Source organism: Quisquiliibacterium sp. (assembly GCF_982640115.1).
Window position 1 is genome coordinate 1 of record NZ_CEXFHW010000042.1, and the last position, 22,681, is coordinate 22,681.

Annotated in this window: 21 protein-coding genes; 9 read left to right on the forward strand and 12 right to left on the reverse strand. The window is 68.5% G+C overall.

From position 1 onward, the window contains the following. Together AC2H6A_RS06955 and metG are read right to left on the reverse strand one after the other, a co-directional pair. A partial coding sequence (locus tag AC2H6A_RS06955; protein ID WP_484272426.1) for a SulP family inorganic anion transporter occupies positions 1–230 on the reverse strand: 230 nt, incomplete at its 3' end. An 18-nt stretch (positions 231–248) separates the two neighbouring features. After that, complete coding sequence (gene metG, locus AC2H6A_RS06960) at positions 249–2,390, reverse strand: methionine--tRNA ligase (protein ID WP_484272427.1); 2,142 nt, start codon at positions 2,388–2,390, stop codon at positions 249–251. 145 nt (positions 2,391–2,535) lie between these two features. Between metG and apbC the strand changes: the two genes are divergently transcribed. Continuing rightward, entirely contained in the window at positions 2,536–3,624 is a 1,089-nt protein-coding gene (apbC, locus tag AC2H6A_RS06965; protein ID WP_484272428.1) for an iron-sulfur cluster carrier protein ApbC, read from the forward strand. A 44-nt stretch (positions 3,625–3,668) separates the two neighbouring features. On the opposite strand, the gene AC2H6A_RS06970 is transcribed toward apbC, so the two are convergent. The 7 genes from AC2H6A_RS06970 to AC2H6A_RS07000 form a co-directional block, all read right to left on the reverse strand. Then, positions 3,669–4,766 (reverse strand): substrate-binding domain-containing protein, encoded by a 1,098-nt coding sequence (locus AC2H6A_RS06970; protein ID WP_484272429.1) that lies wholly within the window; start codon positions 4,764–4,766, stop codon positions 3,669–3,671. A gap of 37 nt (positions 4,767–4,803) precedes the next feature. Next, positions 4,804–5,793 carry an XdhC family protein gene (locus tag AC2H6A_RS06975; protein WP_484272430.1) on the reverse strand — a complete coding sequence of 330 codons (990 nt, stop codon included), beginning with the start codon at positions 5,791–5,793 and terminating at the stop codon, positions 4,804–4,806. A gap of 26 nt (positions 5,794–5,819) precedes the next feature. Beyond that, on the reverse strand, positions 5,820–6,479 hold the full coding sequence (locus tag AC2H6A_RS06980; RefSeq protein WP_484272431.1) for an SRPBCC family protein: 660 nt from the start codon (positions 6,477–6,479) through the stop codon (positions 5,820–5,822). A 19-nt stretch (positions 6,480–6,498) separates the two neighbouring features. Further along, a complete protein-coding gene (locus tag AC2H6A_RS06985; protein ID WP_484272432.1) occupies positions 6,499–7,704 on the reverse strand; it encodes a vWA domain-containing protein in 1,206 nt (401 codons plus the stop codon). Positions 7,705–7,707: 3 nt separating this feature from the next. After that, a complete protein-coding gene (locus AC2H6A_RS06990) occupies positions 7,708–8,613 on the reverse strand; it encodes an AAA family ATPase (protein ID WP_484272433.1) in 906 nt (301 codons plus the stop codon). Between the two features lie 82 nt (positions 8,614–8,695). Continuing rightward, positions 8,696–9,493 carry an FAD binding domain-containing protein gene (locus AC2H6A_RS06995; protein ID WP_484272434.1) on the reverse strand — a complete coding sequence of 266 codons (798 nt, stop codon included), beginning with the start codon at positions 9,491–9,493 and terminating at the stop codon, positions 8,696–8,698. A 14-nt stretch (positions 9,494–9,507) separates the two neighbouring features. Further along, positions 9,508–9,969, reverse strand: a complete 462-nt coding sequence (locus AC2H6A_RS07000; RefSeq protein ID WP_484272435.1) for a (2Fe-2S)-binding protein — start codon at positions 9,967–9,969, stop codon at positions 9,508–9,510. Positions 9,970–10,284: 315 nt separating this feature from the next. On the opposite strand from AC2H6A_RS07000, the gene AC2H6A_RS07005 reads away from it, so the two are divergent. The 8 genes from AC2H6A_RS07005 to pnp all read left to right on the forward strand — a co-directional run bounded on the left by AC2H6A_RS07005 (position 10,285) and on the right by pnp (position 17,862). Beyond that, positions 10,285–10,761: a 4Fe-4S dicluster domain-containing protein gene (locus AC2H6A_RS07005; protein WP_484272436.1), complete on the forward strand. Its 477-nt coding sequence runs from the start codon at positions 10,285–10,287 to the stop codon at positions 10,759–10,761. Positions 10,762–10,774: 13 nt separating this feature from the next. Further along, positions 10,775–12,625, forward strand: a complete 1,851-nt coding sequence (locus tag AC2H6A_RS07010) for an aldehyde ferredoxin oxidoreductase family protein (RefSeq protein WP_484272437.1) — start codon at positions 10,775–10,777, stop codon at positions 12,623–12,625. 112 nt (positions 12,626–12,737) lie between these two features. Continuing rightward, the gene (locus AC2H6A_RS07015; protein ID WP_484272438.1) at positions 12,738–14,012 is read left to right on the forward strand and encodes an NAD(P)/FAD-dependent oxidoreductase; all 1,275 of its coding nucleotides are present in this window, start codon (positions 12,738–12,740) and stop codon (positions 14,010–14,012) included. 20 nt (positions 14,013–14,032) lie between these two features. Then, positions 14,033–14,299, forward strand: a complete 267-nt coding sequence (thiS, locus tag AC2H6A_RS07020; RefSeq protein ID WP_484272439.1) for a sulfur carrier protein ThiS — start codon at positions 14,033–14,035, stop codon at positions 14,297–14,299. A gap of 7 nt (positions 14,300–14,306) precedes the next feature. Beyond that, positions 14,307–14,609 (forward strand): hypothetical protein, encoded by a 303-nt coding sequence (locus tag AC2H6A_RS07025; RefSeq protein WP_484272440.1) that lies wholly within the window; start codon positions 14,307–14,309, stop codon positions 14,607–14,609. Between the two features lie 49 nt (positions 14,610–14,658). Beyond that, positions 14,659–15,222 carry a dCTP deaminase gene (gene dcd / locus AC2H6A_RS07030; RefSeq protein WP_484272441.1) on the forward strand — a complete coding sequence of 188 codons (564 nt, stop codon included), beginning with the start codon at positions 14,659–14,661 and terminating at the stop codon, positions 15,220–15,222. Positions 15,223–15,321: 99 nt separating this feature from the next. Further along, entirely contained in the window at positions 15,322–15,591 is a 270-nt protein-coding gene (rpsO, locus tag AC2H6A_RS07035) for a 30S ribosomal protein S15 (protein ID WP_484272442.1), read from the forward strand. Between the two features lie 150 nt (positions 15,592–15,741). After that, positions 15,742–17,862 (forward strand): polyribonucleotide nucleotidyltransferase, encoded by a 2,121-nt coding sequence (gene pnp / locus AC2H6A_RS07040; protein ID WP_484272443.1) that lies wholly within the window; start codon positions 15,742–15,744, stop codon positions 17,860–17,862. A 27-nt stretch (positions 17,863–17,889) separates the two neighbouring features. On the opposite strand, the gene AC2H6A_RS07045 is transcribed toward pnp, so the two are convergent. The 3 genes from AC2H6A_RS07045 to AC2H6A_RS07055 all read right to left on the reverse strand — a co-directional run. Next, on the reverse strand, positions 17,890–19,539 hold the full coding sequence (locus AC2H6A_RS07045) for an MBL fold metallo-hydrolase (RefSeq protein ID WP_484272444.1): 1,650 nt from the start codon (positions 19,537–19,539) through the stop codon (positions 17,890–17,892). 43 nt (positions 19,540–19,582) lie between these two features. After that, entirely contained in the window at positions 19,583–22,099 is a 2,517-nt protein-coding gene (locus tag AC2H6A_RS07050; protein WP_484272445.1) for a 3-hydroxyacyl-CoA dehydrogenase NAD-binding domain-containing protein, read from the reverse strand. 118 nt (positions 22,100–22,217) lie between these two features. Continuing rightward, the coding region (locus tag AC2H6A_RS07055; protein ID WP_484272446.1) for an EAL domain-containing protein at positions 22,218–22,681 on the reverse strand (464 nt) is incomplete at its 5' end.

Below are 22,681 nucleotides of genomic sequence, written 5' to 3' on the forward strand. Positions count from 1 at the left end.
CCGCCGATCTGCACCCGCGAGCCGCCCAGGGCCGAGATCAGGAAGCCGGCGACGATGGCGGTGAAGATGCCGGCCTCGGGCTTGACCCCGCTGGCGATGCCGAAGGCCATGGCCAGCGGCAGCGCCACCACACCCACCGTGAGACCCGCCGAGAGGTCGGCGGTGAGGTCCTGCCGCTTGTAGTGCTGCAGGCTGTCGATCAGCCGCGGCCTGAAGCGCGCCAGTCTCATCGGGCGCGCCTCATGCCTTCAGCGGATCCGCATGCCCGGCTCGGCGCCGGCCTGCGGATCGAGCAGATGGATGCCGCCGCCGCGGGCGGGGTCGTCCCAGCCGGCGGCGAGGACCATGCCCTGCGACACCCCGAACTTCATCTTGCGGGGCGCCAGGTTGGCCACCATGACGGTGAGCCGGCCGACCAGTTGCTCGGGCGCGTAGGCCGAGCGGATGCCGGAGAACACCGTGCGAGTCTGCGGCTCGCCGCAGTCGAGGGTGAGGCGCAGCAGCTTGTCGGAGCCCTCGACCGTCTCGGCCGCCACGATGCGGGCCACCCGCAGGTCCACGCGGGAGAATTCGTCGATGCTGATCAGGCCGTTGGCCGATGCATTGCCCGCGGCCCCGGGCGTCGCGGCCTTGCCATCTGCGGCTGAGCTGCCAGAGGCGGTCTTCACGGCGGCGGACTTGCCTGCAGTCTTGTCGCCGGCGGGCGCTGGTCTGTCGGCTGCCGCTGGCGCCTCGGGGGCGATCAGGGCCTCGAGCAGCCGCGGATCGACCCGGGTGGTGAGGTGCTGGTACCGGCCGACCACGGTGGGCACGCGCAGCGCATCGTCCCAGCTCAGCGCACCGCTGCCCAGGAAGGTCTCGGCCTGTGCAGCCAGAGCCGGCAGCACCGGCTTGAGCCAGACGGTCAGCGCCTGGAAGCCGGCCAGGCACAGCGAGCAGACCGCCTGCAGCTCGGCGCGCCGGGAGTCATCCCTGGCCAGTTCCCAGGGACGGGCGGCATCGAAGGCCTGGTTGATCCGGTCGGCGAACTCCATGGCCAGGCGCAGCGCGCGGCCGAAGTCGCGACCCTCGTAGCACTGCGCGATCTGGCCGGACACCGCCCCGGCATCGAGCTCGGTCCAGGCGGGCATGGCGGACACATCGGCCAGGTGACCGTCGAAGAAGCGGGTGACGAAGTTCGAGGCCCGGCTGGCGATATTCACGTATTTGCCGACCAGGTCGGCATTGACCCGCGCGATGAAGTCGTCGGGGTTGAAGTCGATGTCCTCGACATGCGGATTGAGCTTGGCCGCGATGTAGTAGCGCAGCCATTCCGGGTTCATGCCGATGTCGAGGTAGCGCAGCGGCGAGATGCCGGTGCCGCGGCTCTTGCTCATCTTGTCGCCGCTCACGGTGATGAAGCCGTGCACGAAGATGTTGTCGGGCACCTTGCGGCCGGAGAACTTCAGCATCGCCGGCCAGAACAGCGTGTGGAAGTAGATGATGTCCTTGCCGATGAAGTGGTACTGCTCCACCGAGGGGTCGGCCAGGAAGGCCTCGAAACCCTGCGGCGTGAGCCGGGCCGCGCCGCCGCTGTCGAAGTGGTGCTTCAGGCTGGCCAGATAGCCGATCGGGGCGTCGAGCCAGACATAGAAGTACTTGCCCGGCGCGTCGGGGATCGGGATGCCGAAGTAGGGCTCGTCGCGGGAGATGTCCCAGTCGCCCAGGCCGCGCTCGCCGTCGAGCCACTCGCGGGCCTTGTTGGCCACCTCGGGCTGCAGACGGCCGCTCTGGGTCCAGTTGCGCAGGAAGTCCACGCAGCGCGGGTCGGACAGCCTGAAGAAGAAGTGTTCGGAGCTGCGCAGCACCGGCGTGGCGCCCGACAGCGTGGAGCGCGGGTTGCGCAGCTCGGTGGGCGAGTAGACCGCGCCGCAGGCCTCGCAGGCGTCGCCGTACTGGTCCAGCGCGCCGCACTTCGGGCATTCGCCCTTGATGTAGCGGTCGGGCAGGAACATGCCCTTGACCGGATCGTAGAACTGCTCGATCTCGCGGCTGTCGATCAGGCTGCTGGCCTTCAGGGCCCGGTATATCGACTGCGACAGCTCGGTGTTCTCGGGGGAATGCGTGGAGTGCCAGTGATCGAAGGAGATCAGGAAGCCCTGCAGGTAGCGCGGCCGCTCGGCGGCGATGCGTGCCACCAGGGCCTCGGGCGCGATGCCTTCGGCCTGGGCCTTGAGCATGATCGGCGCACCGTGGGCATCGTCGGCGCACACGAAGTGCACCTCGTGGCCGCGCATGCGCTGGAATCGCACCCAGATGTCGGCCTGGATGTACTCCATGAAGTGGCCGATGTGGAACGAGCCGTTGGCGTAGGGCAGGGCGGTGGTGACGAACAGGCGGCGCGCGGCCATGGCGGGTTCCGGACGGGCGCTGCCGATGCGGCGGCAGCCCGAAGCTGATGGGGGAAAGCCCCGATCTTAGCAAACGGACTTGCTAAACTCCGCGGCTTGCCCGCCGCGCGGCCCCCCTGGCCGCGGGCTTCTCCAGGAGTGCCGAATGCCTGTTTCCGAAGCCGATGTCCGCTCGGCGCTGTCGGGTGTGGTCGACCCCAACACCGGCAAGGATCTCGTCGCGAGCAAGTCGGCGCGCAACATCCGCATCGATGACGACTCGGTAAGCGTCGATGTCGAGCTCGGCTACCCCGCGCGCTCGCAGATCGACCCCATCCGCCGCCAGGTGATCGCGGCGCTGCGCACGCTGCCCGGCGTGGCCAATGTCAGCGCCAATGTCTACCAGCGCATCATCGCCCACGCGGTGCAGCGGGGCGTGAAGCTCATGCCCAACGTGAAGAACATCATCGCCGTGGCCTCGGGCAAGGGCGGCGTGGGCAAGAGCACCACCGCGGTCAACCTCGCACTCGCGCTGGCCGCCGAGGGCGCCACCGTGGGTATGCTCGATGCCGACATCTACGGCCCCTCGCAGCCGACCATGCTCGGCATTTCGGGCCGGCCCGAGACCCGTGACAACAAGACGCTCGAGCCCATGGAGGGCCATGGCATCCAGGCCAGTTCGATCGGCTTCCTGATCGACACCGACACGCCCATGGTGTGGCGCGGCCCGATGGTCACCCAGGCGCTCGAGCAGCTGTTGCGCGACACCAACTGGCGCGATCTCGACTACCTGGTGGTCGACATGCCCCCGGGTACCGGCGACATCCACCTCACCCTGTCGCAGAAGATCCCGGTGACCGGTGCGGTGATCGTCACCACCCCGCAGGACATCGCCCTGCTCGACGCCCGCAAGGGCCTGAAGATGTTCGAGAAGGTGGGCGTGCCCATTCTGGGCATCGTCGAGAACATGGCCATCCATGTCTGCTCGCAGTGCGGTCACAGCGAGCACATCTTCGGTCAGGGCGGTGGCGAGCGCATGGCCGCCGACTATGGCGTCGACTATCTCGGCGGCCTGCCGCTCGACATCCGCATCCGCGAGCAGACCGATGCCGGTCAGCCCACGGTGGTGGCCGACCCCGACGGCGCACTCGCGGCGCAGTACCGCACCATTGCGCGCACCGTGGCGGTCAAGATCGCCGAGAAGTCACGTGACATGAGCTCGAAGTTTCCGAGCATCGTGGTGCAGAACACCTGAAGGCACGGCCGGGGGCGGCCCCGGTCGCTCGAGCGCTGCCCGGCTCAGCTCAGCCAGGGCAGGGTGCGGCGCAAGGACACCACGCTGCCCGCCTCGTCGGCGTTGTAGCCCGGCAGCGCCGCGAGCGCCTCGCGCCAGGCCTCCGAGCCCAGCACCGCGCGCAGGCGCTCGCCGGGCGTCGAATCCAGCACGGCCCGATCGCACACCAGGAAGTACGCCTCGGACACGATCGGGATGAAGTCCAGGCCCCGCAGGGCCGCGGCCGCGCGCAGCCCGAAGCCGGCATCGGCCGCGCCGGTGGCCACGGCAATGGCCACCGACAGATGGTTGGCCTCCACCTCCTCATACCCGCTGATCCGCGCGGGTGCGACCCCTGACTGCGCGAGCAGGTCATCGAGCAGGACGCGGGTACCGGTGCCCGGCGAACGGTTCACGAAGCGCAGGCGCGCCAGGTCGGCAAGCCCCGTGACTGCCAGCGGATTGCCGGGGGAAACCATCAGCCCCTGTTCGCGCGAGCACACCCGGATCAGCTTCTCGCGTCCCGGGCGCAGCCGTGACCCGAAGGCGCGGTGGATCGCCGAGCCGCGCCCGCCCAGGCCCGGGACGCCGAGCGGCAGGTGGATGCCGGCGAAACGGCACTGCCCGCGGCGCAGTGACTGCAGCGCGGCCACGCTGTCCTCGAAGCGGATGTCGAGCATCAGTCCGGCATCGCCGCACAGGCGTCGCAACTCGGGCAGCGCCAGATCGTGGCTGGCCGCGCAGCCGGCGATCGGCACACCGTCGTCGAAGGCGAGCGAGAGCTCGCGGCTGATCTCGGTGGCCAGGTTCTCGATCGGCGCGGCCAGCCGTCCCATGATCCGGGTCTCGGCCCAGAGCAGCTTCTCGGCAAACTCGCTCAGACGCGCGGCGCGGCCCTTGTCCCAGAGGATCAGCGGTCTGCCGAGCTCGGCCTCGCGCGCCTTCAGATAGCCCCAGAGATGCCGATAGGACCAGCCGAGCTCACGGGCGGCACCGGCGATCGAGCCCTGGCTGTGCAGGCTTCCCAGCACCCGCATGAAGGGATTGCCGAGCAGGCGGCCGTCGCTGGGCGCCTGCAGCGTGTACTCGAGGCGGATCGGGACAACCGGGCCCTGGCGGCTCATGCGGTTCGAGCCGGGGCACAGCCGCCCCGGTGACGGGTCAGAGGGAGCAGGCCGGTCCGGTGACTTCCACCGGCTTCTTCTGGCGCAGTTCGACCGAGTTCCGCACCGCGATGATCTCGGCCAGGATCGATACCGCGATCTCGCCTGGGGTGCGGCTGCCGATGTCGAGGCCGATCGGTCCGTGCAGCCGGTTGATCTCGTCGGCCGAGAGATCGAAGAGCGCCAGGCGCTGCTTGCGGCTGGCGGTGTTGGCCCGCGAGCCGAGCGCGCCGACATAGAAGGCCGGCGACTTCAGCGCTTCAAGCAGGGCCATGTCATCGAGCTTGGGGTCGTGGGTGAGGGCGACCACCGCGCTGTGCGGATCGAGCTCGAGCTCGAGCACCACATCGTCGGGCATGCCGGGGGCGTAGCGCGTGCCGGGCAGATCCCAGGTGGTGTTGAATTCCTCGCGCGGGTCGCAGCAGATCACCTCGAAGTCGAGCATCTGCGCCATCTGGGCCAGGGCGCGCGAGAGCTGGCCGGCACCGATCATCAGCAACCGCCAGCGCGGCCCGAACACCGCGCGCAGGGTCTGGCCATCGAAGGCGAAGGCCTCGCCGCGTCGCGCCGGCTCGAGCGTGACCGCGCCGGTGGCCAGGTGCAGTTGTCGACCGACCAGCTCATGGCGGGCGGTGCGCGTCAGCAGTTCATCGATCCAGGCGGCATCGGTGAGCGGCTCCTGCACCAGGCGCAGGTTGCCCCCGCAGGGCAGGCCGAAGCGGGCGGCCTCCTCCTTGCTGACCCCGTAGCGGATCTCGGAGGGCTTGTCGACCCGCTCGCCCTGGCGCACACGCTCGATCAGGTCGTCCTCGACGCAGCCGCCCGAGACCGAGCCGACCACCAGACCATCATCGCGCAGCGCGAGCAGCGCACCCGGCGGCCGAGGGGCCGAGCCCCAGGTCTCCACCACCGTGACCAGCCATACCCGATGGCCTTCCGCCCGCCAGTCGCGAGCCTGCCTGAGCACCTGCAGATCGAGGCTGTCCATGTCGTGTTCCTTCGCCGGGGTTCGGCTCAGCGGGCCAGCAGCCAGACCGCGGCGGCCAGCACGGCGGCGCCGATGGCCAGCCAGCCCCAGGGCAAGCCGCCGCCTGCGGGCTGGGGCGGGGTCGGTGGCGCCGAGGTGGCGCCGCCGGCCGGCATGCCGGCTGCCGGCGCGGCAGTGGCCGCACCCTCGGGCACACCCTCGGCCGCAGCGCCGGGGGTTTCACCCGCAGGCGCCGCGGCAGCGGCCTGTTCGGTGAGGTACTTCTCGAAGGCAGCGAAGAATTCGCCGGCGACCTTCTCGGCGGCCGAATCGACCAGACGCGAGCCGATCTGCGCGATCTTGCCGCCCACCTGCGCCTTGGCGCCGTAGCGCAGCAGGGTCTGATCGCCATCGGCCGACAGGGCCACATCGGCCGAGCCCTTGCCGAAGCCGGCCACGCCGCCCTGCCCGTCGAATTCGATGGTGTAGGACTGCAGGGGCTGGATGTTGAGCAGCCGCAGCCGGCCCTTGAATCGGGCGTTGACCGGGCCCACCCGCACCGCCATCACCACCGAGTATTCGTCGGGGCCGGTGAGCTCGAGCGACTCGCAGCCGGTGATGCAGGCCTTGAGCGCCTGCGGGTCGTTCAGTGCCGCCCATGCCTGCGCGGGGCTGGCGGGCAGGCGGCGTTCTCCCTGGAGATTCATGGATGCGGATCCTGTGGTGTCAGGCGGCGCTGCGCCGACGGGCGGGCCCGTAGCCCGCGCCGGGGGTGGCGCTGCGCTGCCGTTCAATGGCCTGGCGGATGTCCGCGAGGCTGTGCAGATTGTGAACCGGGACCATGGCGCTGACGTGCGGCAGCAACGCACGCACGCCTGCCGCCTTCGGCTCGAAGCCATCGTACCGCAGGAGCGGGTTGAGCCAGATGATTTCCCGCGCCCAGCGGGCGAGCGTGTCCGCGGCCCGATCGAGTTCGCCGACGTCGCCGCGGTCAAGGCCATCGGTGACCAGCAGCAGCGAGGCGTTGCGGGTCAGCACGCGGCGCGCCCACTGCCGGTTGAAGGCCGCGAGGCTGCTGGCGATACGCGTTCCACCCTGCCAGTCGCTGGCGGCGCGTCCGGCCAGTGCGAGCGCCTCGTCGGGGTCGCGGTGTCGCAGGCAGCGTGAGATGTCGGTGAGGCGGGTGCCGAACACGAAGGTGTGGGTGTTGCGCTGGCGGCGGGTGATGCCGTGGGCGAAGTGCAGGAACGCGCGGGCGTAGCGTTCCATCGAGCCGGAGATGTCGATCAGCATCACCACCGGCGGAGGCAGTCGGCGACGGCGCTGATGGGCGAGGGCGGGCGCGTCGGGCTGGCGGGGCATGGCCCGCAGGCTGGCCCGCAGGTCGATGCGGCCGCGCGCCGCCGGCGCGAAGCGGCGGCTGACCACCGGGCGCAGGGGCAGGACGAGGGTGCGCGCAAGCTGCTCGGCCAGTGCGAACTCGGACACGCTCATCGCCTCGAAGTCGGTGCTGCGCAGGCGCTCGCGCGCCGAGTGGCTGAGCGCGGCATCGGCCAGGGTCTCGGTGGCCTGAGGCTCGCGCGCCAGCCCGGTATCCGACTGCGCGGCCAGTGCCTCCTCGACCCGCCGGTTGCCGCGTGGCCCCGGTGCCCCGGCGGGCTCTGCAGCCTGAGGCAGACGACTGGCCAGCACCCGCTCCAGCAGGCGGGGGTCGCGCCAGAAGGCGTCGAAGGCGGCATCGAAGACCGGCTGCTGGGCATGGCTGTCGAGCATCACGGCCGACATCGCGGCATGCACATCGTCGCGGCGCGTCACGCCCACCACCTCGAGGGCCGCCACGGCGCGCAAGGCCCGGTCGGTGCCCACCGGCATGCCGGCGGCGCGCAGCACGCGCGCAAAGCGCAGCACGTTGCCGGCGAGTTCTCCGGACACGGATCAGGCCGCGGGCAGGCCGCGGGCGCGGAGCTCGTCGAGCAGTTGCGCGATGTCGCCGCCGGGCAGCCGGGCGATGTCGTCCTGGTACTTGAGCAGCACCCCGAGGGTGGCCTCGATGGAGGCCGGATCAAGCGCCATCGCGTCGAGGGCAAGCAGGGCGTTGGTCCAGTCGATGGCCTCGGCCACACCGGGCGCCTTGAAGAGCTCGAGCTCGCGCATGCGCTGCACGAAGGCCACCACCTCGGCGGCCAGCCGCTGCGACGCGCCCGGGGCGCGCTGCCTCAGGATGGCGAGTTCGCGCGCCGCATCGGGATAGTCCACCCACTGGTAGAGGCAGCGCCGGCGCAGCGCGTCATGCAGCTCGCGGGTGCGGTTGGAGGTGAGCAGCACGATCGGCGGATGGGCCGCGCGGATCGTGCCGATCTCGGGGATGGTGATCTGCCGCTCGGCCAGCATCTCCAGCAGATAGGCCTCGAAGGGTTCGTCGGCACGATCGAGCTCGTCGATCAGCAGCACCGGCGCGCGCTCCTGCGTCAGCGCGGCCAGCAGCGGGCGCTCGATCAGCATCTCGCGCCGGTAGAGCGAGGCCGACAGCGTGTCGCGATCATCGCGGCCGAGCGCCTCGGCCAGCCGGATCTCGAGCATCTGGCGCGGCACGTTCCATTCGTAGGCGGCCTGCGCGATGTCCAGCCCCTCGTAACACTGCAGGCGGATCAGCGGCACGCCGAGTGCGGCGGCCAGAGCCTTGGCGAGTTCGGTCTTGCCCACGCCGGCCTCGCCCTCGAGCAGCAACGGGCGCTGCAGGCGCAGGGCGAGGAACACCGAGGTGGCCAGCCGGCGGTCGGCCACATACTGCTGATCGGCGAGCACCGCGATCAGGTGGTCGACATCGGTGATGGCGGTCATGGCGGGGAAGGGGTGCGACGGGCCGAGCGGCCCGTGAGGGACTGCCCGCCCGGGCGCGGGCCTGGGCGGGCGGATGCGGCGTTCAGCGGCCGAGCGCGGCCTTCACGGCCCGGGCGGTCGTGGTGACCACCATGGCGGCGCGGTACTCGGCCGAGGCGTGCAGGTCGGCATTCATGCCGGCCACCGGCAACCTGACCGCGGCCGCCGCCTCGGGCGTGAAGCTCGCGCTCAGGGCGGCCTCCAGCTCCGAACAGCGGAACACGCAGGCACGGGCGCCCGTGACGCCCACCCGCACGCCCGCCGGCGACTGGCTGACCATCACGCCCACCAGCGCGAAGCGCGAGGCCGGCTGCTTGAACTTCACATAGCCTGCCCGCGTGGGCACCGGGAAGCTCACCGAGAGGATCAGTTCGCCCGGCTGCAGCGCGGTCTCGTACAGGCCGGTGAAGAAGGCCTCGGCGGCAATCTCGCGCCGATCGGTGCGGATGGTGGCACCGAGAGCCACGGCGGCTGCCGGGTAGCAGGCTGCCGGATCGGCATTGGCCAAGGAGCCGCCCATCGTGCCCATGTTGCGCACCATCGCGTCGCCGATGCCGCCGGCCAGATCGGCCAGCGCAGGGATGGCGCCGCGCACCGCGGCCGAGGCGTGCACCTGGGCGTGGGTGGCCATCGCGCCGATCACGACCCGGTCGGCCGTCACGTCGATGCTGCGCAGGGCATCGAGCCCGCCGAGATCGACCAGGCGCTCGGCGCTCGACAGGCGCAGCTTCATGGCCTGCACCAGGCTCTGGCCACCCGCCAGATAGCGGGCGTCGACGCCCTGGGTGGCTGCAGCGGCCGCCGCGGGGGTATCGGGCCGGAGGTATTCGAATGCGTACATGCGCTGCTCCTTGCTCAGCCGCGGGCGGCCACGGCCGACACCGCCCGCACGATGTTGTGGTACCCGGTGCAGCGGCACAGGTTGCCCTCGAGACCCTCGCGGATCTGCTGCTCGGTGGCGCCCGGGTGGTCCTTGAGGAGCTGCACCGCCGACATCACCATGCCCGGCGTGCAGAAGCCGCACTGCAGCGCGTGGCAATCCTTGAAGGCGACCTGCATCGGGTGCTGGCCATCGGGCGAGAGCCCCTCGATGGTGGTGACCTCGCCGCCCTGCGCCTGCAGGGCCAGGATCGAACAGGCCTTCACGGCGCGGCCGTTCAGGTGCACGGTGCAGGCGCCGCACTGCGCGGTGTCGCACCCGACATGGGTGCCGGTCAGCTTGAGGTGGTCTCGAATCAGCTGGACGAGCAGCGTCCGGGGCTCCACCTGGACGGTCACGGCCTTGCCGTTGACCTTCAGGCTGACGGAGTGGTCCATGGGGAATCTCCTTTGAGGGGTGGCGATGCGTCGGCCAAGGGGCCGGGGCAGCAGCGGGCTGGCGGCCTTGCCGACGCGCAGCCGAGAGTGTTCCACGACACGGGCCGGCTGGCGAATGAAATCCCCGCGGATCGGGATTGCAGCCTGCTGCGGCGCATCAAAACGGTCCTGCCGAGGCTGCCCGTCGGCGGCGACACCGGAACGCGGATGGCAGACCGGTCATCAGCCTTGCCTATGTCCGTCATTGCATAAGAGAATACAAGGATGGGCGTGGCACCCGTGTCGACCCGCCCATCCACCCCGACTGGAGGAACCATGCAGAAATCCCTGCACATCAACCCGGACAAATGCACCGGGTGTCTGCAGTGCGAGATGGCCTGTAGCTACGAGAACTACGGCACCTTTGCCACCGCCAAGTCCCGCATCAAGGTCTTCGATTTCCATCAGACCGGCCGCAAGGTCCCCTACACCTGCACGCAGTGCGACGAGGCCTGGTGCCTGCATGCCTGCCCGGTGGAGGCCATCAAGCTCGACGCCGGCACGGGCGCCAAGGTGGTGGTCGACGATGTCTGCGTCGGCTGCAAGGTCTGCACCATTGCCTGCCCCTTCGGCACGGTCAACTACGTCCAGGAAACCGGCAAGGTCCAGAAGTGCGACCTCTGCGGCGGCGAACCGGCCTGTGCCGAAGCCTGCCCCACCGGCGCCATCACCTATGTCGATGCCAACTGGACCGGCCTCGACCGCATGAAGCAATGGGCCGACAAGCTGGGCAACCAGCCTTCGGCCACCTGAAGGAGACGCACACATGTCCTGGGCTGGAAAAATCCTGAGGGTCAACCTCACCGCGGGCACCTGCGTCAGCGAGCCGCTGCGCATGGACTGGGCGCGCGAATACCTCGGTCAGCGGGGTCTTGCCACCAAGTACTTCGTCGAGGAAGTCGACGCCAAGGTCGATCCCCTGGGGGCCGACAACAAGATCATCTGGGCCACCGGCCCGCTCACCGGCACCATGGCCTCCACCGGTGGCCGCTACTCGGTGATCACCAAGGGCCCGCTCACCGGCGCCATTGCCTGCTCCAACTCGGGCGGCTACTGGGGTGCCGAGCTGAAGATGGCCGGCTGGGACATGATCATCTTCGAAGGTCGCTCGGCCAAGCCGGTGTACCTCTCGGTGGTCGATGACAAGGCCGAGCTGCGCGACGCCACCCACCTCTGGGGCAAGACCACCTGGCAGACCGAGGAAATCCTGAAGAAGGAATCCCAGGATCCGCTCACCCGCGTGTCGTCCATCGGCCGGGCCGGCGAGAACCAGGTGCTCTTCGCCTGCATCGTCAATGACCTGCATCGCGCCGCCGGCCGCTCCGGCGTGGGCGCAGTGGCCGGCTCCAAGAACCTCAAGGCGATCGCGGTGCGCGGCACCCGGGGCGTGGGCAACATCCACAATCCCAAGGCCTTCATGAAGGTCACCGCCGAGAAGAAGAAGATCCTTCACGACCACCCGGTCACCGGCCAGGGTCTGCCCACCTACGGCACCCAGGTCCTCATGAACGTCATCAACGAGACCGGCGCGCTGCCCACCCGCAACCACCGCGATGTGCAGTTCGAGGGCGCCAGCCGCATCTCGGCCGAGGCCATGGCCGAAAAACGGCCCACCGATGGCAAGTCGCATCTGGTCACCAACCAGGCCTGTTTCGGCTGCACCATCGCCTGCGGCCGCATCTCCAAGATGGACGAAACCCACTTCTCGGTGCAGAACAAGCCCGAGTACTGGGGTGCTTCCGGCGGCCTCGAGTACGAGGCGGCCTGGGCGCTGGGCGCTGCCCCTGGCATCAAGGATCTCGAAGCCCTGCAGTACGCCAACATGCTGTGCAACGAAGACGGCTACGACCCCATCTCCTTCGGGGCCACCGTCGGCGCGGCTATGGAGCTCTACGACATGGGCGTGCTCACCAAGGAGCACACCGGCGGTCTCGAGCTCACCTTCGGGTCGGCCGAAGCGCTGGTCAAGCTCGCCGAGCTCACTGCGCGTGGCGAGGGCTTCGGCAAGGAACTCGGTCAGGGCTCCAAGCGGCTGTGCGCCAAGTATGGGCATCCCGAGCTGTCGATGTCGGTCAAGGGCCAGGAGTTCCCGGCCTATGACTCGCGCGGCATCCAGGGCATGGGCCTGACCTACGCCACCTCCAATCGCGGCGCCTGCCATCTGCGCTCCTACACCGTCGCCTCCGAGATCCTGGGCATCCCGGTGAAGACCGATCCCCTGGTCACCGAGGGCAAGGCCGATCTGGTCAAGGCCTTCCAGGATGCCACCGCGGCCTTCGACTCCTCCGGCCTGTGCGTGTTCACCACCTTCGCCTGGACGCTGGCCGATCTGGCGCCCCAGGTGGCGGCTGCCTGTGGTGACGAGTACACCATGGAGAATGTCGCTCTCATCGGCGAGCGCATCTGGAACCTCGAGCGCGACTTCAACAACCGCGCCGGCTTCACCCGCAAGGATGACGACCTGCCGCCGCGCCTGAAGACCGAACCGGCCCAGACCGGTCCGGCCAAGGGCCTGGTCAGCGGCATCGACAAGATGGTGCCCGAGTACTATCAGGTCCGTGGCTGGGACGAGCAAGGCCAGCTCAAGGCCGAGACCCGTTCGCGGCTGGGTCTGTAAACGCTCAGCCTGCTTCGCGCAGCAATCAGGGCGGCCGAGGGTCGCCCTTTTTTTCAGTTGGCGCCGCTGGCGCTGCGGCCGTGCCGCAGCCCGGCTGGCACAGGAGCGAGCAATGAAGCATGTGATCATCGGTAACGGCCCGGCCGGCGTGGTGGCGGCCGAGACCATCCGCAAGCACCGGCCCAACGACGAGATCTGGCTGATCGGCGACGAGCCCGAGCCCTCGTACTCGCGCATGGCCATCCCCTACCTGCTGATCGGCAACATCCCGGAAGCCGGCACCTACCTGCGCAAGGATCCGGGCCACTTCGACCGTCTGTGCATCAGCACCGTGCAGGGCCGTGTGGTGAGCCTCGACGCGCAGGCGCGCACCGTGGCGCTTTCCGACGGCCGGGTGCTGCCCTTCGATCGCTGCCTGATCGCCACCGGCTCGCAGCCGGTGCGTCCGCCCATTCCGGGCCTCGACTCGCCCTATGTGCATCCCTGCTGGACGCTGCGCGATGCCCGCAGCATCCAGCAGCTTGCCAAGCCAGGCGCCCGGGTGCTGCAGATGGGCGCCGGCTTCATCGGGTGCATCATCCTCGAGGCGCTGGCTCAGCGCGGCGTGCAGCTCACCGTGGTCGAGATGGGGGACCGCATGGTGCCGCGCATGATGGGTCCGGGCGCCGGCGGCATGATCAAGGACTGGTGCCAGACCAAGGGTGTGCGCGTGTTCACCGGCACCCGGGTCGAGGCTCTCGAGCCGGGCGACAAGGTGCGCGCGCGGTTGTCCAACGGCCGCTCGGAGGACTTCGATCTGGTCATCCAGGCCACCGGCGTGAAGCCGAACATCGGTTTCCTGGCCAACTCGCCGGTTCGCTGCCTGCAGGGTGTGCTGGTCGACGAGACCCTTCAGACAGCCGTGCCGGGCGTCTACGCTGCCGGCGACTGCGCCGAGGCCTTCGACCCGGTGGTGGGCAAGACCATCGTGTCGGCCATCCAGCCCAATGCGGTCGACCAGGCCTATGTGGCCGCCATGAACATGGCCGGCCACCGTAATCAGCTGCGCGGCGTCACCCAGATCAATGTCCTCGACACCCTCGGGCTCGTCTCCACCTCGTTCGGTCAGTGGGAGGGCGTGCCGGGCGGCGACCATGTCGAGCTCGCCGATCCGCAGCGCTTCCGCTACCTGCGCCTGGAGTTCAAGGACGATGTGGTGGTGGGCGCCAACAGCCTGGGCATGACCGAGCATGTCGGCGTCATGCGCAACCTGGTCGAGCGTGGCGTGCGCCTGGGCCGCTGGAAGGAGGCGCTCAAGCAGGACCCCACCCGGCTGATGGAAGCCTATCTCGCCAGCGCGCAGGCCCAGGGCGAATGGCAGGGCCGCTCGCGCGGCTCCTCCCGCTGAACGGCTCCGCGGACGCCTGCATGCTGATCACCTTCAAGCTCTTTGCCATGCTCTCCGACCACCTGCCGCAGCAGGTGGACGGGCGTTCCCGCGAGGGCAATGCCATCGTGCTGGAAGTGCCCGAGGGCACCTCGGTGCAGGCGCTGATCGACCGATTCAACCTGCCCTCGAAGCTGGTGCATCTGGTGCTGGTCAATGGCACCTACGTGGCGCCCGCGCAGCGGGCCAGCCGTGTGCTGCAGGAAGGCGAGGCGCTGGCGATCTGGCCGCCGATCGCGGGCGGTTGAGCAGCGCATGAGCGGCCTTGGCGCAGGCTTTGGCGACAGCCGGGAGATGGGCTGCAGCCGGGCCGATCTCGAACGCTGGCTGCGCGAGTTCACCGGCCTGCCGGTGCTGCAGGCCGATGACCATGCCATCCGCGTGCCGGTGGCCGATTTCATGCTCGAGGTTCGGGTGTCGCCCGCGCCGCCGCGCAGGCTCGGCCTGATCACTTTCCGGGCGCTGCAGGTCCAGTTCGTGTACCCGCCCGAGCACGCCGTGCAGGCCCGTGACTGGATCCGCGGCTTCGACTTCCACACCCAGCGCGGCGGCGGCTGAGCCGCGGCACCGCGCTATCATCGCGGCCAGTCTCCTCAGGATTGCGCCCATGACCATCAAGTCCGACAAGTGGATCCGCCGCATGGCCGCCCAGGGCATGATCGAGCCCTTCGAGCCCGGCCAGGTGCGCGAGCGCGACGGCCGGCGCATCGTCTCGTACGGCACCTCGAGCTACGGCTACGACATCCGCTGCGCCGACGAGTTCAAGATCTTCACGAACATCAACAGCACGATCGTCGACCCCAAGGATTTCGACGAGGGCTCGTTCGTCGACTTCAAGGGCGATGTCTGCATCATCCCGCCCAATTCCTTCGCGCTGGCGCGCACCATGGAGTACTTCCGCATCCCGCGCAGCGTGCTCACCATCTGCCTGGGCAAGTCCACCTATGCCCGCTGCGGCATCATCGTCAATGTGACCCCGCTCGAGCCGGAGTGGGAAGGCCACGTCACCCTGGAGTTCAGCAACACCACGCCGCTGCCGGCGCGCATCTATGCCGGCGAGGGATGCGCCCAGGTGCTGTTCCTCGAGTCCGATGAGGTCTGCGAGACCTCCTACCGCGATCGCGGCGGCAAGTACCAGGGCCAGCTCGGCGTGACCCTGCCGCGCACCTGAGCGGTGCTTGTCCGGCCCGCCTGCTGCGGGCTATAATCTTCTGTTTTCAACCGCACGGCTCACCATCCCAGTGATGCCGCAAGTTCTCCAAGGGAAACCATGACCGTCGAAACCCTAGACAAGGCGAAGATCGTCGCCGATTTCCAGCGTGCCAAGAACGACACCGGCTCGCCGGAGGTTCAGGTGGCGCTGCTCACCGCCCGCATCAACGACCTCACCGGTCACTTCAAGACCCACACCAAGGATCACCACTCCCGTCGGGGCCTGCTCAAGATGGTGAGCCGGCGCCGCAAGCTGCTCGACTACCTCAAGTCCACCAATCAGGCCAGCTACAAGACCCTGATCGAAAGACTGGGTCTCCGGGGTTGAAGCGCTTGCTCCCGACCAACCCGGGTTGATGGCAGCACCAGCAGGCCCGCAAGGCATTCGCTTGCGGGCCTTTGTTTTTTCGTCTGATCAATCGCAGGCGAACCGCGCCGCCGGCTGACCGCGCGGGCAATGTCTCGAAAGGAAAGCACCTTGTTTCAAATCGCACGCAAGACCTTCAAGTGGGGCCAGAACACCGTCACCCTGGAAACCGGCGAAATCGCCCGCCAGGCCTCTGGCGCAGTGCTGGTCAACATGGATGACACCGTGGTGCTCGCCTCGGTGGTCGGCGCCAAGAGCGCCAAGCCCGGGCAGGATTTCTTCCCGCTCACCGTCGACTATGTCGAGAAGTTCTACGCCGCCGGCCGCATTCCCGGCGGCTTCTTCAAGCGCGAAGGCCGTCCCACCGAGCGCGAGATCCTGATCTGCCGGCTCATCGACCGCCCCATCCGCCCGCTGTTCCCTGACGGCTTCTACAACGAGGTCCAGGTCATCGTCCAGGTGGTCTCGAGCAACCCCGAGGTCGACAGCGACATCCCGGCCATGATTGCCGCGTCGGCGGCGCTGGCCGTGTCGGGCATCCCGTTCAGCGGCCCGATCGGCGCGGCCCGCGTCGGTTACATCGACGGCCAGTACGTGCTCAACCCCAGCGCCAGCCAGATGGCCTCGAGCAAGCTCGATCTGGTGGTCGCCGGCACCGATGCCGCCGTGCTCATGGTCGAGTCCGAGGCCCACCAGCTGCCCGAAGACGTGATGCTGGGCGCCGTGGTCTATGGTCACGAGCAGATGCAGACCGCCATCGCCGCCATCGACGAACTGGTGGCCGAGGGCGGCAAGCCCGAGTGGAACTGGCAGCCGCCGGCCCGCAACGAGGCCCTGATCGCGCGCATCAATGAACTCGCCGAGGCCGACATGCGGGCCGCTTACGCGGTTCGCAACAAGCAGGAGCGCACCACCCGGGTTCGCAACCTCGAGAACGGCGTGGCTGCCAAGGTGGTCGAGGAAGCCAAGGCTGCCGGCCAGCCTGTGCCTGACAGCAACGAGGTGGGCAACATCCTGTTCGAGATCCAGTCGCGCATCGTGCGCGGCCAGATCCTTTCCGGTGAGCCGCGCATCGACGGCCGGGACACCCGCACCGTGCGCCCGATCGCGATCCGCTCCAGCGTGCTGCCGCGCGCCCACGGCTCGGCGCTCTTCACCCGCGGCGAGACCCAGGCGCTGGTGGCTGCCACCCTGGGCACCGCTCGCGATGAGCAGATCATCGATGCGATCACCGGCGAGTACCGGGATCGCTTCATGTTCAACTACAACATGCCGCCGTTTGCCACCGGCGAGACCGGCCGCTTCGGCTCGCCCAAGCGGCGCGAGGTCGGTCACGGCAACCTGGCCAAGCGCGCGCTGCGCCCGCTGCTGCCCACCGTCCAGGAGTTTGCCTACTCGCTGCGCGTGGTGTCCGAGATCACCGAATCCAACGGCTCCTCGTCGATGGCCTCGGTGTGCGGCGGCTGCCTCGCGCTGATGGACGCCGGCGTGCCCATGAAGGCGCATGTGGCCGGCGTGGCCATGGGCCTCATCAAGGACGGCGGCCGCTTCGCCGTGCTCACCGACATTCTTGGTGACGAGGATCACCTCGGTGACATGGACTTCAAGGTGGCCGGCACCGAACAGGGCATCACCGCGCTGCAGATGGACATCAAGATCCAGGGCATCACCAAGGAGATCATGCAGGTGGCGCTGGCGCAGGCCCGTGAAGGCCGCATGCACATCCTCGGCCACATGAAGAGCGCGGTTGGCGGCGCCCGTCAGGAGCTCTCCGACTTCGCGCCGCGCATGTACACCATGAAGATCAATCCGGAGCGTATCCGCGATGTGATCGGCAAGGGCGGTGCCACCATCCGCCAGATCACCGAGCAGACCGGCACCACCATCGACATCCAGGACGACGGCACGATCACCATCGCCGCGGTCGACTCCGGGGCGGCCAAGAAGGCCCAGGGCATCATCGAGGGCCTCACGGCCGAGGTCGAGATCGGTCGCATCTACGAGGGCACCGTCCTCAAGATCCTCGACTTCGGTGCGATCGTGCAGGTGCTGCCGGGCCGTGACGGCCTGCTGCATGTCTCGCAGATCGCCAACGAGCGGGTCAACCAGGTGTCCGACTACCTCAAGGAAGGTCAGCAGATCCGCGTCAAGGCCATCGAGGCCGACGACAAGGGCCGCCTGCGCCTGTCGATGAAGGCCGCCGCGGCCGACGACGCAGCGCGCTCGGCCTGATCCCGCAAGACCCCCTGAAGGGCGTTGTCAGCCAGCCGGCTGCCAGCGCCCTTCTTGCATGGCGAGCACCGTGCCATCGGCCACCAGCTTCTCCAGGTGGGCAAAGAGCGAGCGCTTGGCCACCGGATGCATCACCGGGTCGACATCGTCATACACCAGCTTCACGAGTTCATCCATGGTGCCACCGCCGCTGCGGCGGACAGCAGCGAGCACCTTCGCCTCGCGCTTGAGCCGATGGGCGATCAGCTGTCGGATGCTCTCGTGCGCGAAGCCCAGCACCCAGCCATGCGCGGGCAGGATGTACTGCATGGGCAGGGTCAGCAGCCGCTCGAGGGCGCGCAGGTAATCGAGCATGTTGCCGTCGGGCGGATCGATCACCACGGTGGAGCCATTGTTGATGTGATCGCCCGAGAACAGCAGGCCGTCCTCCTCCAGCAGGAAGCAAAGGTGATTCGAGGCGTGACCGGGTGTGTGGATCACCCGCAGGGTGGCGCCGGGCACTGACACGGTCTCGCCATCGACCAGGGTGCGGTCGGGGCTGAACTGCCATTCGCTTCGGAAGTTGGGGCCTGAGGGTGCGCCCAGGATCGGCGCGCCGGTGATCGCCTTGAGCTCCACCGCGCCCGGGGAATGATCGGGATGCGCGTGGGTGCACAGGATTGCCTTCAGATCCTTGCCGACGATGGCTGCGATGCGCTGCACATGCACCGAGAGGTCGGGGCCGGGATCGATCACCAGGAAGCCGCTCCCCGGCTCGCCGATGATGTAGGTGTTGGTGCCGGGGCCGGTCATGCGCCCGGGGTTGGGCGCGGTCAGCCGCAGCACATGCCGCATCAGCGGCACGGCCTTCTCGTGCTGCCAGTCGAGCGCGTGCACCAGACGACCATCCGGGGAGACGAGCTCGAGTTCACCATAGGGCGGCTCGTGCTCCGAGTAGCGCTCGATCTGGCCCTTGAAGTGCCCGCCCCGCGGCGAGGATACCCACATCGGCCGCTCGCCCGGACAGGCGTCGATCACCGCCTGCGCGGTGGCGTAGGCCGACAGCCGACCCAGCGTGCGGATGGTGGGGAAGATCATCGAGAAGCTGCCCTCGGCGTGGCGGCGCAGTGCATCGCGCGGCGAGATCCACACCGGCTCGAAGGTCTCACCCTCGTCGGCCACCGGTTCCTGTCCGGGCGGCATGTGCGCAACGAAGAATCGCGCATCGAAGCGCTTGGGCAGGTCCGGGTCGGTGATCCAGTGGCACAGCCACCAGACCCGGTCGACCGCCAGACGCATGCCGTGGCGTTCGATCTGTTCGAGGAAGTCGGCATCGCGTTCGCGGGACAGCCGATCGAGATGGGCCTGTCCGGCGGAGCTGCCATCGGGCAGGTGCGCAAGCAGCACGCCAAGTTCCTCGAAGGCCTCGCGGATGGCGGCGATGGTGAACGAGCGCTGCTCGTGCGACTGGCTCTCGCGGCTGCGTGACAGCCGGGTGGCCTGCTCGCCCTGGTCGGCGGGGTCGAGCGCTCCGCCCGGGAATACATAGGCGCCCGGGGCAAAGCTCGCCTGCATGGAGCGCCGGGTCATGAGCACCTCGAGGCCCTGATCCCCATCGCGAAGCAGCAGGATGGTGGCGGCGGGCCGGGGCTTCACCGGCTCGCGATATTCATGAACCCGGTATTCCTGGCGTGGCATGACGGTGTCTCCTTGTGCGGGGTGCCGGGCAGCACCAGCGCTGCTACAGCGGTTTGCCTTCCGCGGCCAGACGGATGAGCAGGGCGGGCGGCTCGAACCGCTCGCCATGACGTGAGGCGAGCTCGCGAGCCCGGGCCACGAAGGCGACGACACCGACATGATTCACGAACTGGGCGGTTCCGCCGGTGTGCACGGGGAAGCCCCACCCGAAGATCGATCCGATATTGGCGTCGCGGGTGGATTCCAGGACGCCTTCCTGCAGGCAGCGGACCGTTTCGATGGCCTGGGCATACAGGAGACGGTCGCGGATGTCCTCATGGGCCGGCAGGCGCTTGCGGCCCTTGGCGAAGGCGTCGAGCCCGGGCCAGAGCTGCTTGGGCTCGCCCTCGGGATAGTCGTAGAAGCCGCCGCCATGCGCGCGGCCCATGCGCTTGTAGCCGTGGGCCATCTTCTCGAGCACATAGACCGCGGACTCGGCCATGCGGCGCGATTTCACCGAATGGCTGTGCCCGTGCGACTGCGCCGCCTTGATCGGGATGGTGCGCTTGCCCGCGGCTTGTGCTGCGGCGCTCGCTGGGGCAGGGGCGGGATGATCGTGGTCGTGATGACGCCCATGCGCATCTCCGTGGGCGTGATCGTGGGCGTGGTCGTGATCGTGGTCGTGGGCGTGACCATGCGCGTGATCGTGACCGTGGGCCTCGTGACCGTGATGATGCCCATGCCCATGCCCATGCTCATGCCCATGCCCATGCCCATGCCCCTGATCGTGATCGTGATCGTGAGCCGTGCAATGGGCGTGGTCGTGATCGTGCCCATGATCGTGGGTATGACCGTGTTCATGATCATGGTCATGACCGGCCGCTCCAGCCTCCGCCGCGAGATCCGCGAGCTCCTGATGCAGCACATCATCGGCGAGCTTCAGGGAGACCTCGTCCAGCACAGCCAGCGGCCCGACGGGCATGCCTGCCTGCATGGCGATGTTCTCGATCAAGGCGGGCGGCACACCTTCGCCCAAAAGTGCCATGCCCTCGTTGACGAAGCTGCCGAAGACCCGGCTGGTGTAGAAACCGCGCGAGTCGTTCACCACGATCGGGGTCTTGCCGATCTGGAGCACGAAGTCGAAGGCCCGTGCCACTGTTTCGTCGGAGGTCTGCCGCCCGCGGATGATCTCCACCAGCGGCATCTTGTCCACGGGCGAGAAGAAATGCAGACCGATGAAGCGCTCGGGGCGGGCACTGGCCTTGGCCAGCCCGCTGATTGGCAGGGTGGAGGTGTTGGAGGCGAACACGGCATCCTGGCCCAGCACGGCTTCCGCTTCGCGCGTGGCCCTTGCCTTTACTTCGCGGTTCTCGAATACCGCCTCGATCACCAGATCGCAGCCGGCGAGATCGGCGGCGTCGGCGGTGGGCTGGATCAAGGCGAGCGTGCGCTGGGCAGCCTCGGAGGTCATGGTGCCGCGCTCCACCCGTCGCGCAAGCAGGGCCTCGCTGTGCGACTTGCCCTTCTGCGCGCCAGCGATGTCAAGGTCCTTGAGAACGCAGGCCACGCCACGCGAGGCGCAAGCCCAGGCGATGCCTGCGCCCATCATGCCGGCCCCGAGGATGCCAACGCGGGCGGCCTTGTGCCGCGCCGAGTTGCCCGGTCGGCTCTTGCCCGCCTTCACCTCATTGAGCTGGAAGAACAGGGTGCCGATCATGTTCTTGGCAACCTGGCCGGTGGCGAGTCGGGTCAGGTACCGTGACTCGATCCGCATGGCGGTATCGAAGTCCACCTGCGCACCCTCGACTGCGGCTGCGAGCACCGCCTCCGGTGCGGGCAGGTTGCCGCGAGTCTTGTCCAGCAACATGGCTGGCGCGCCGGCCAGCATCTGGGCAACAGCCGGGCTGGACGGTGAGCCGCCGGGGATCCGGTGGCCGGGTTTATCCCAGGGCTGGACGGGCGTCGGATTAGCGCTGATCCAGACTCGAGCCATCGACTCCATGGTGGCCATGTCTGGCGCCAGCGCATCGACGAGTCCGATTGCCACTGCTTCCTGCGGGGCAATCCGCTTGCCTTCGATGAGGTAGGGAAGGGCCTTCATCAGACCCATCAGGCGCACGCTCTTGGTGATGCCTCCGGCTCCAGGTAGCAGGCCAAGTGTGGCCTCCGGGCAGCCGATCTGGATGCGATCATCGTCCAGCGCGATGCGGTGGTGGCATGACAGCGCGAGCTCGAGCCCGCCCCCCAGGGCATGGCCGTTGATCATCGCAACGACAGGCCGACCGAGCCGTTCCAGCCGGCGCAGCACCGACTTCATGGCCTCCAGGCCGCGAAAGAATCGTTCCGCGTCAGCCGCCTGCACCGCTGCGATCTCCCGCAGATCACCACCTGCGAAGAATGAGGTCTTGGCCGAGCGCAGCAGCACACCGGCGATGTGCTCCCTGTCGGCCTCGAGACGCTCGACCGTGGCTGCGAGGTCGGCCTTGAATGCCGCGTTCATGGTGTTGACGGCGGCACCCGGCGCGTCGAGGGTGAGGACGACGATGCCGTCATCTCCCCGGTGATAGGCAAGGCTGCTCATGGGCTCTCCAAGGGGCGAGGGCGAGCCGGCCGGCTCGCCCTATCTGCGAGGGAGCCGGAATGATACGGGATGGGGCAGGGGGCTCGGCGTGACCGTTCGCGCCCTCGGCGCGGCGCGCTCAGCGCACGGCAGCTCCGCCCGAGGCGGTGATGCCGGCGTAGGCAGGGCCAGCAGCCATGATCGCGAGCACCCGCTCGTCACGCACGAGGTCCCCGCAGGATGCCGCAGCGGTGACCAGGTTCTTGTCCATGGCCCGTGCCAGTCCGTAGCCTTGCCCGTAGTCGACCCCCAGCTCGACAAGGGTCGCCACGGTATCAGGCGTCTCGGCCCACTCGGCAATGCTGCGCATGCCAAGTTCGTGGGTGAGGTCGACGATGGTGCGCGTGATCGAATAGTTTGCCGGGTTGAGGTTGATGTCGCGAACGAACGAACCATCGATCTTGATGAAGTCGGCCGGGATCTCCTTGAGGTAATTGAAGGAGGTGTAGCCGGCACCGAAGTCATCGAGCGCGAGCTTGCTGCCGTACTGCTTGACGCGGTCGATGAATCGGCGGGTGGAGTTGATGTCGTTCAGAGCCACGC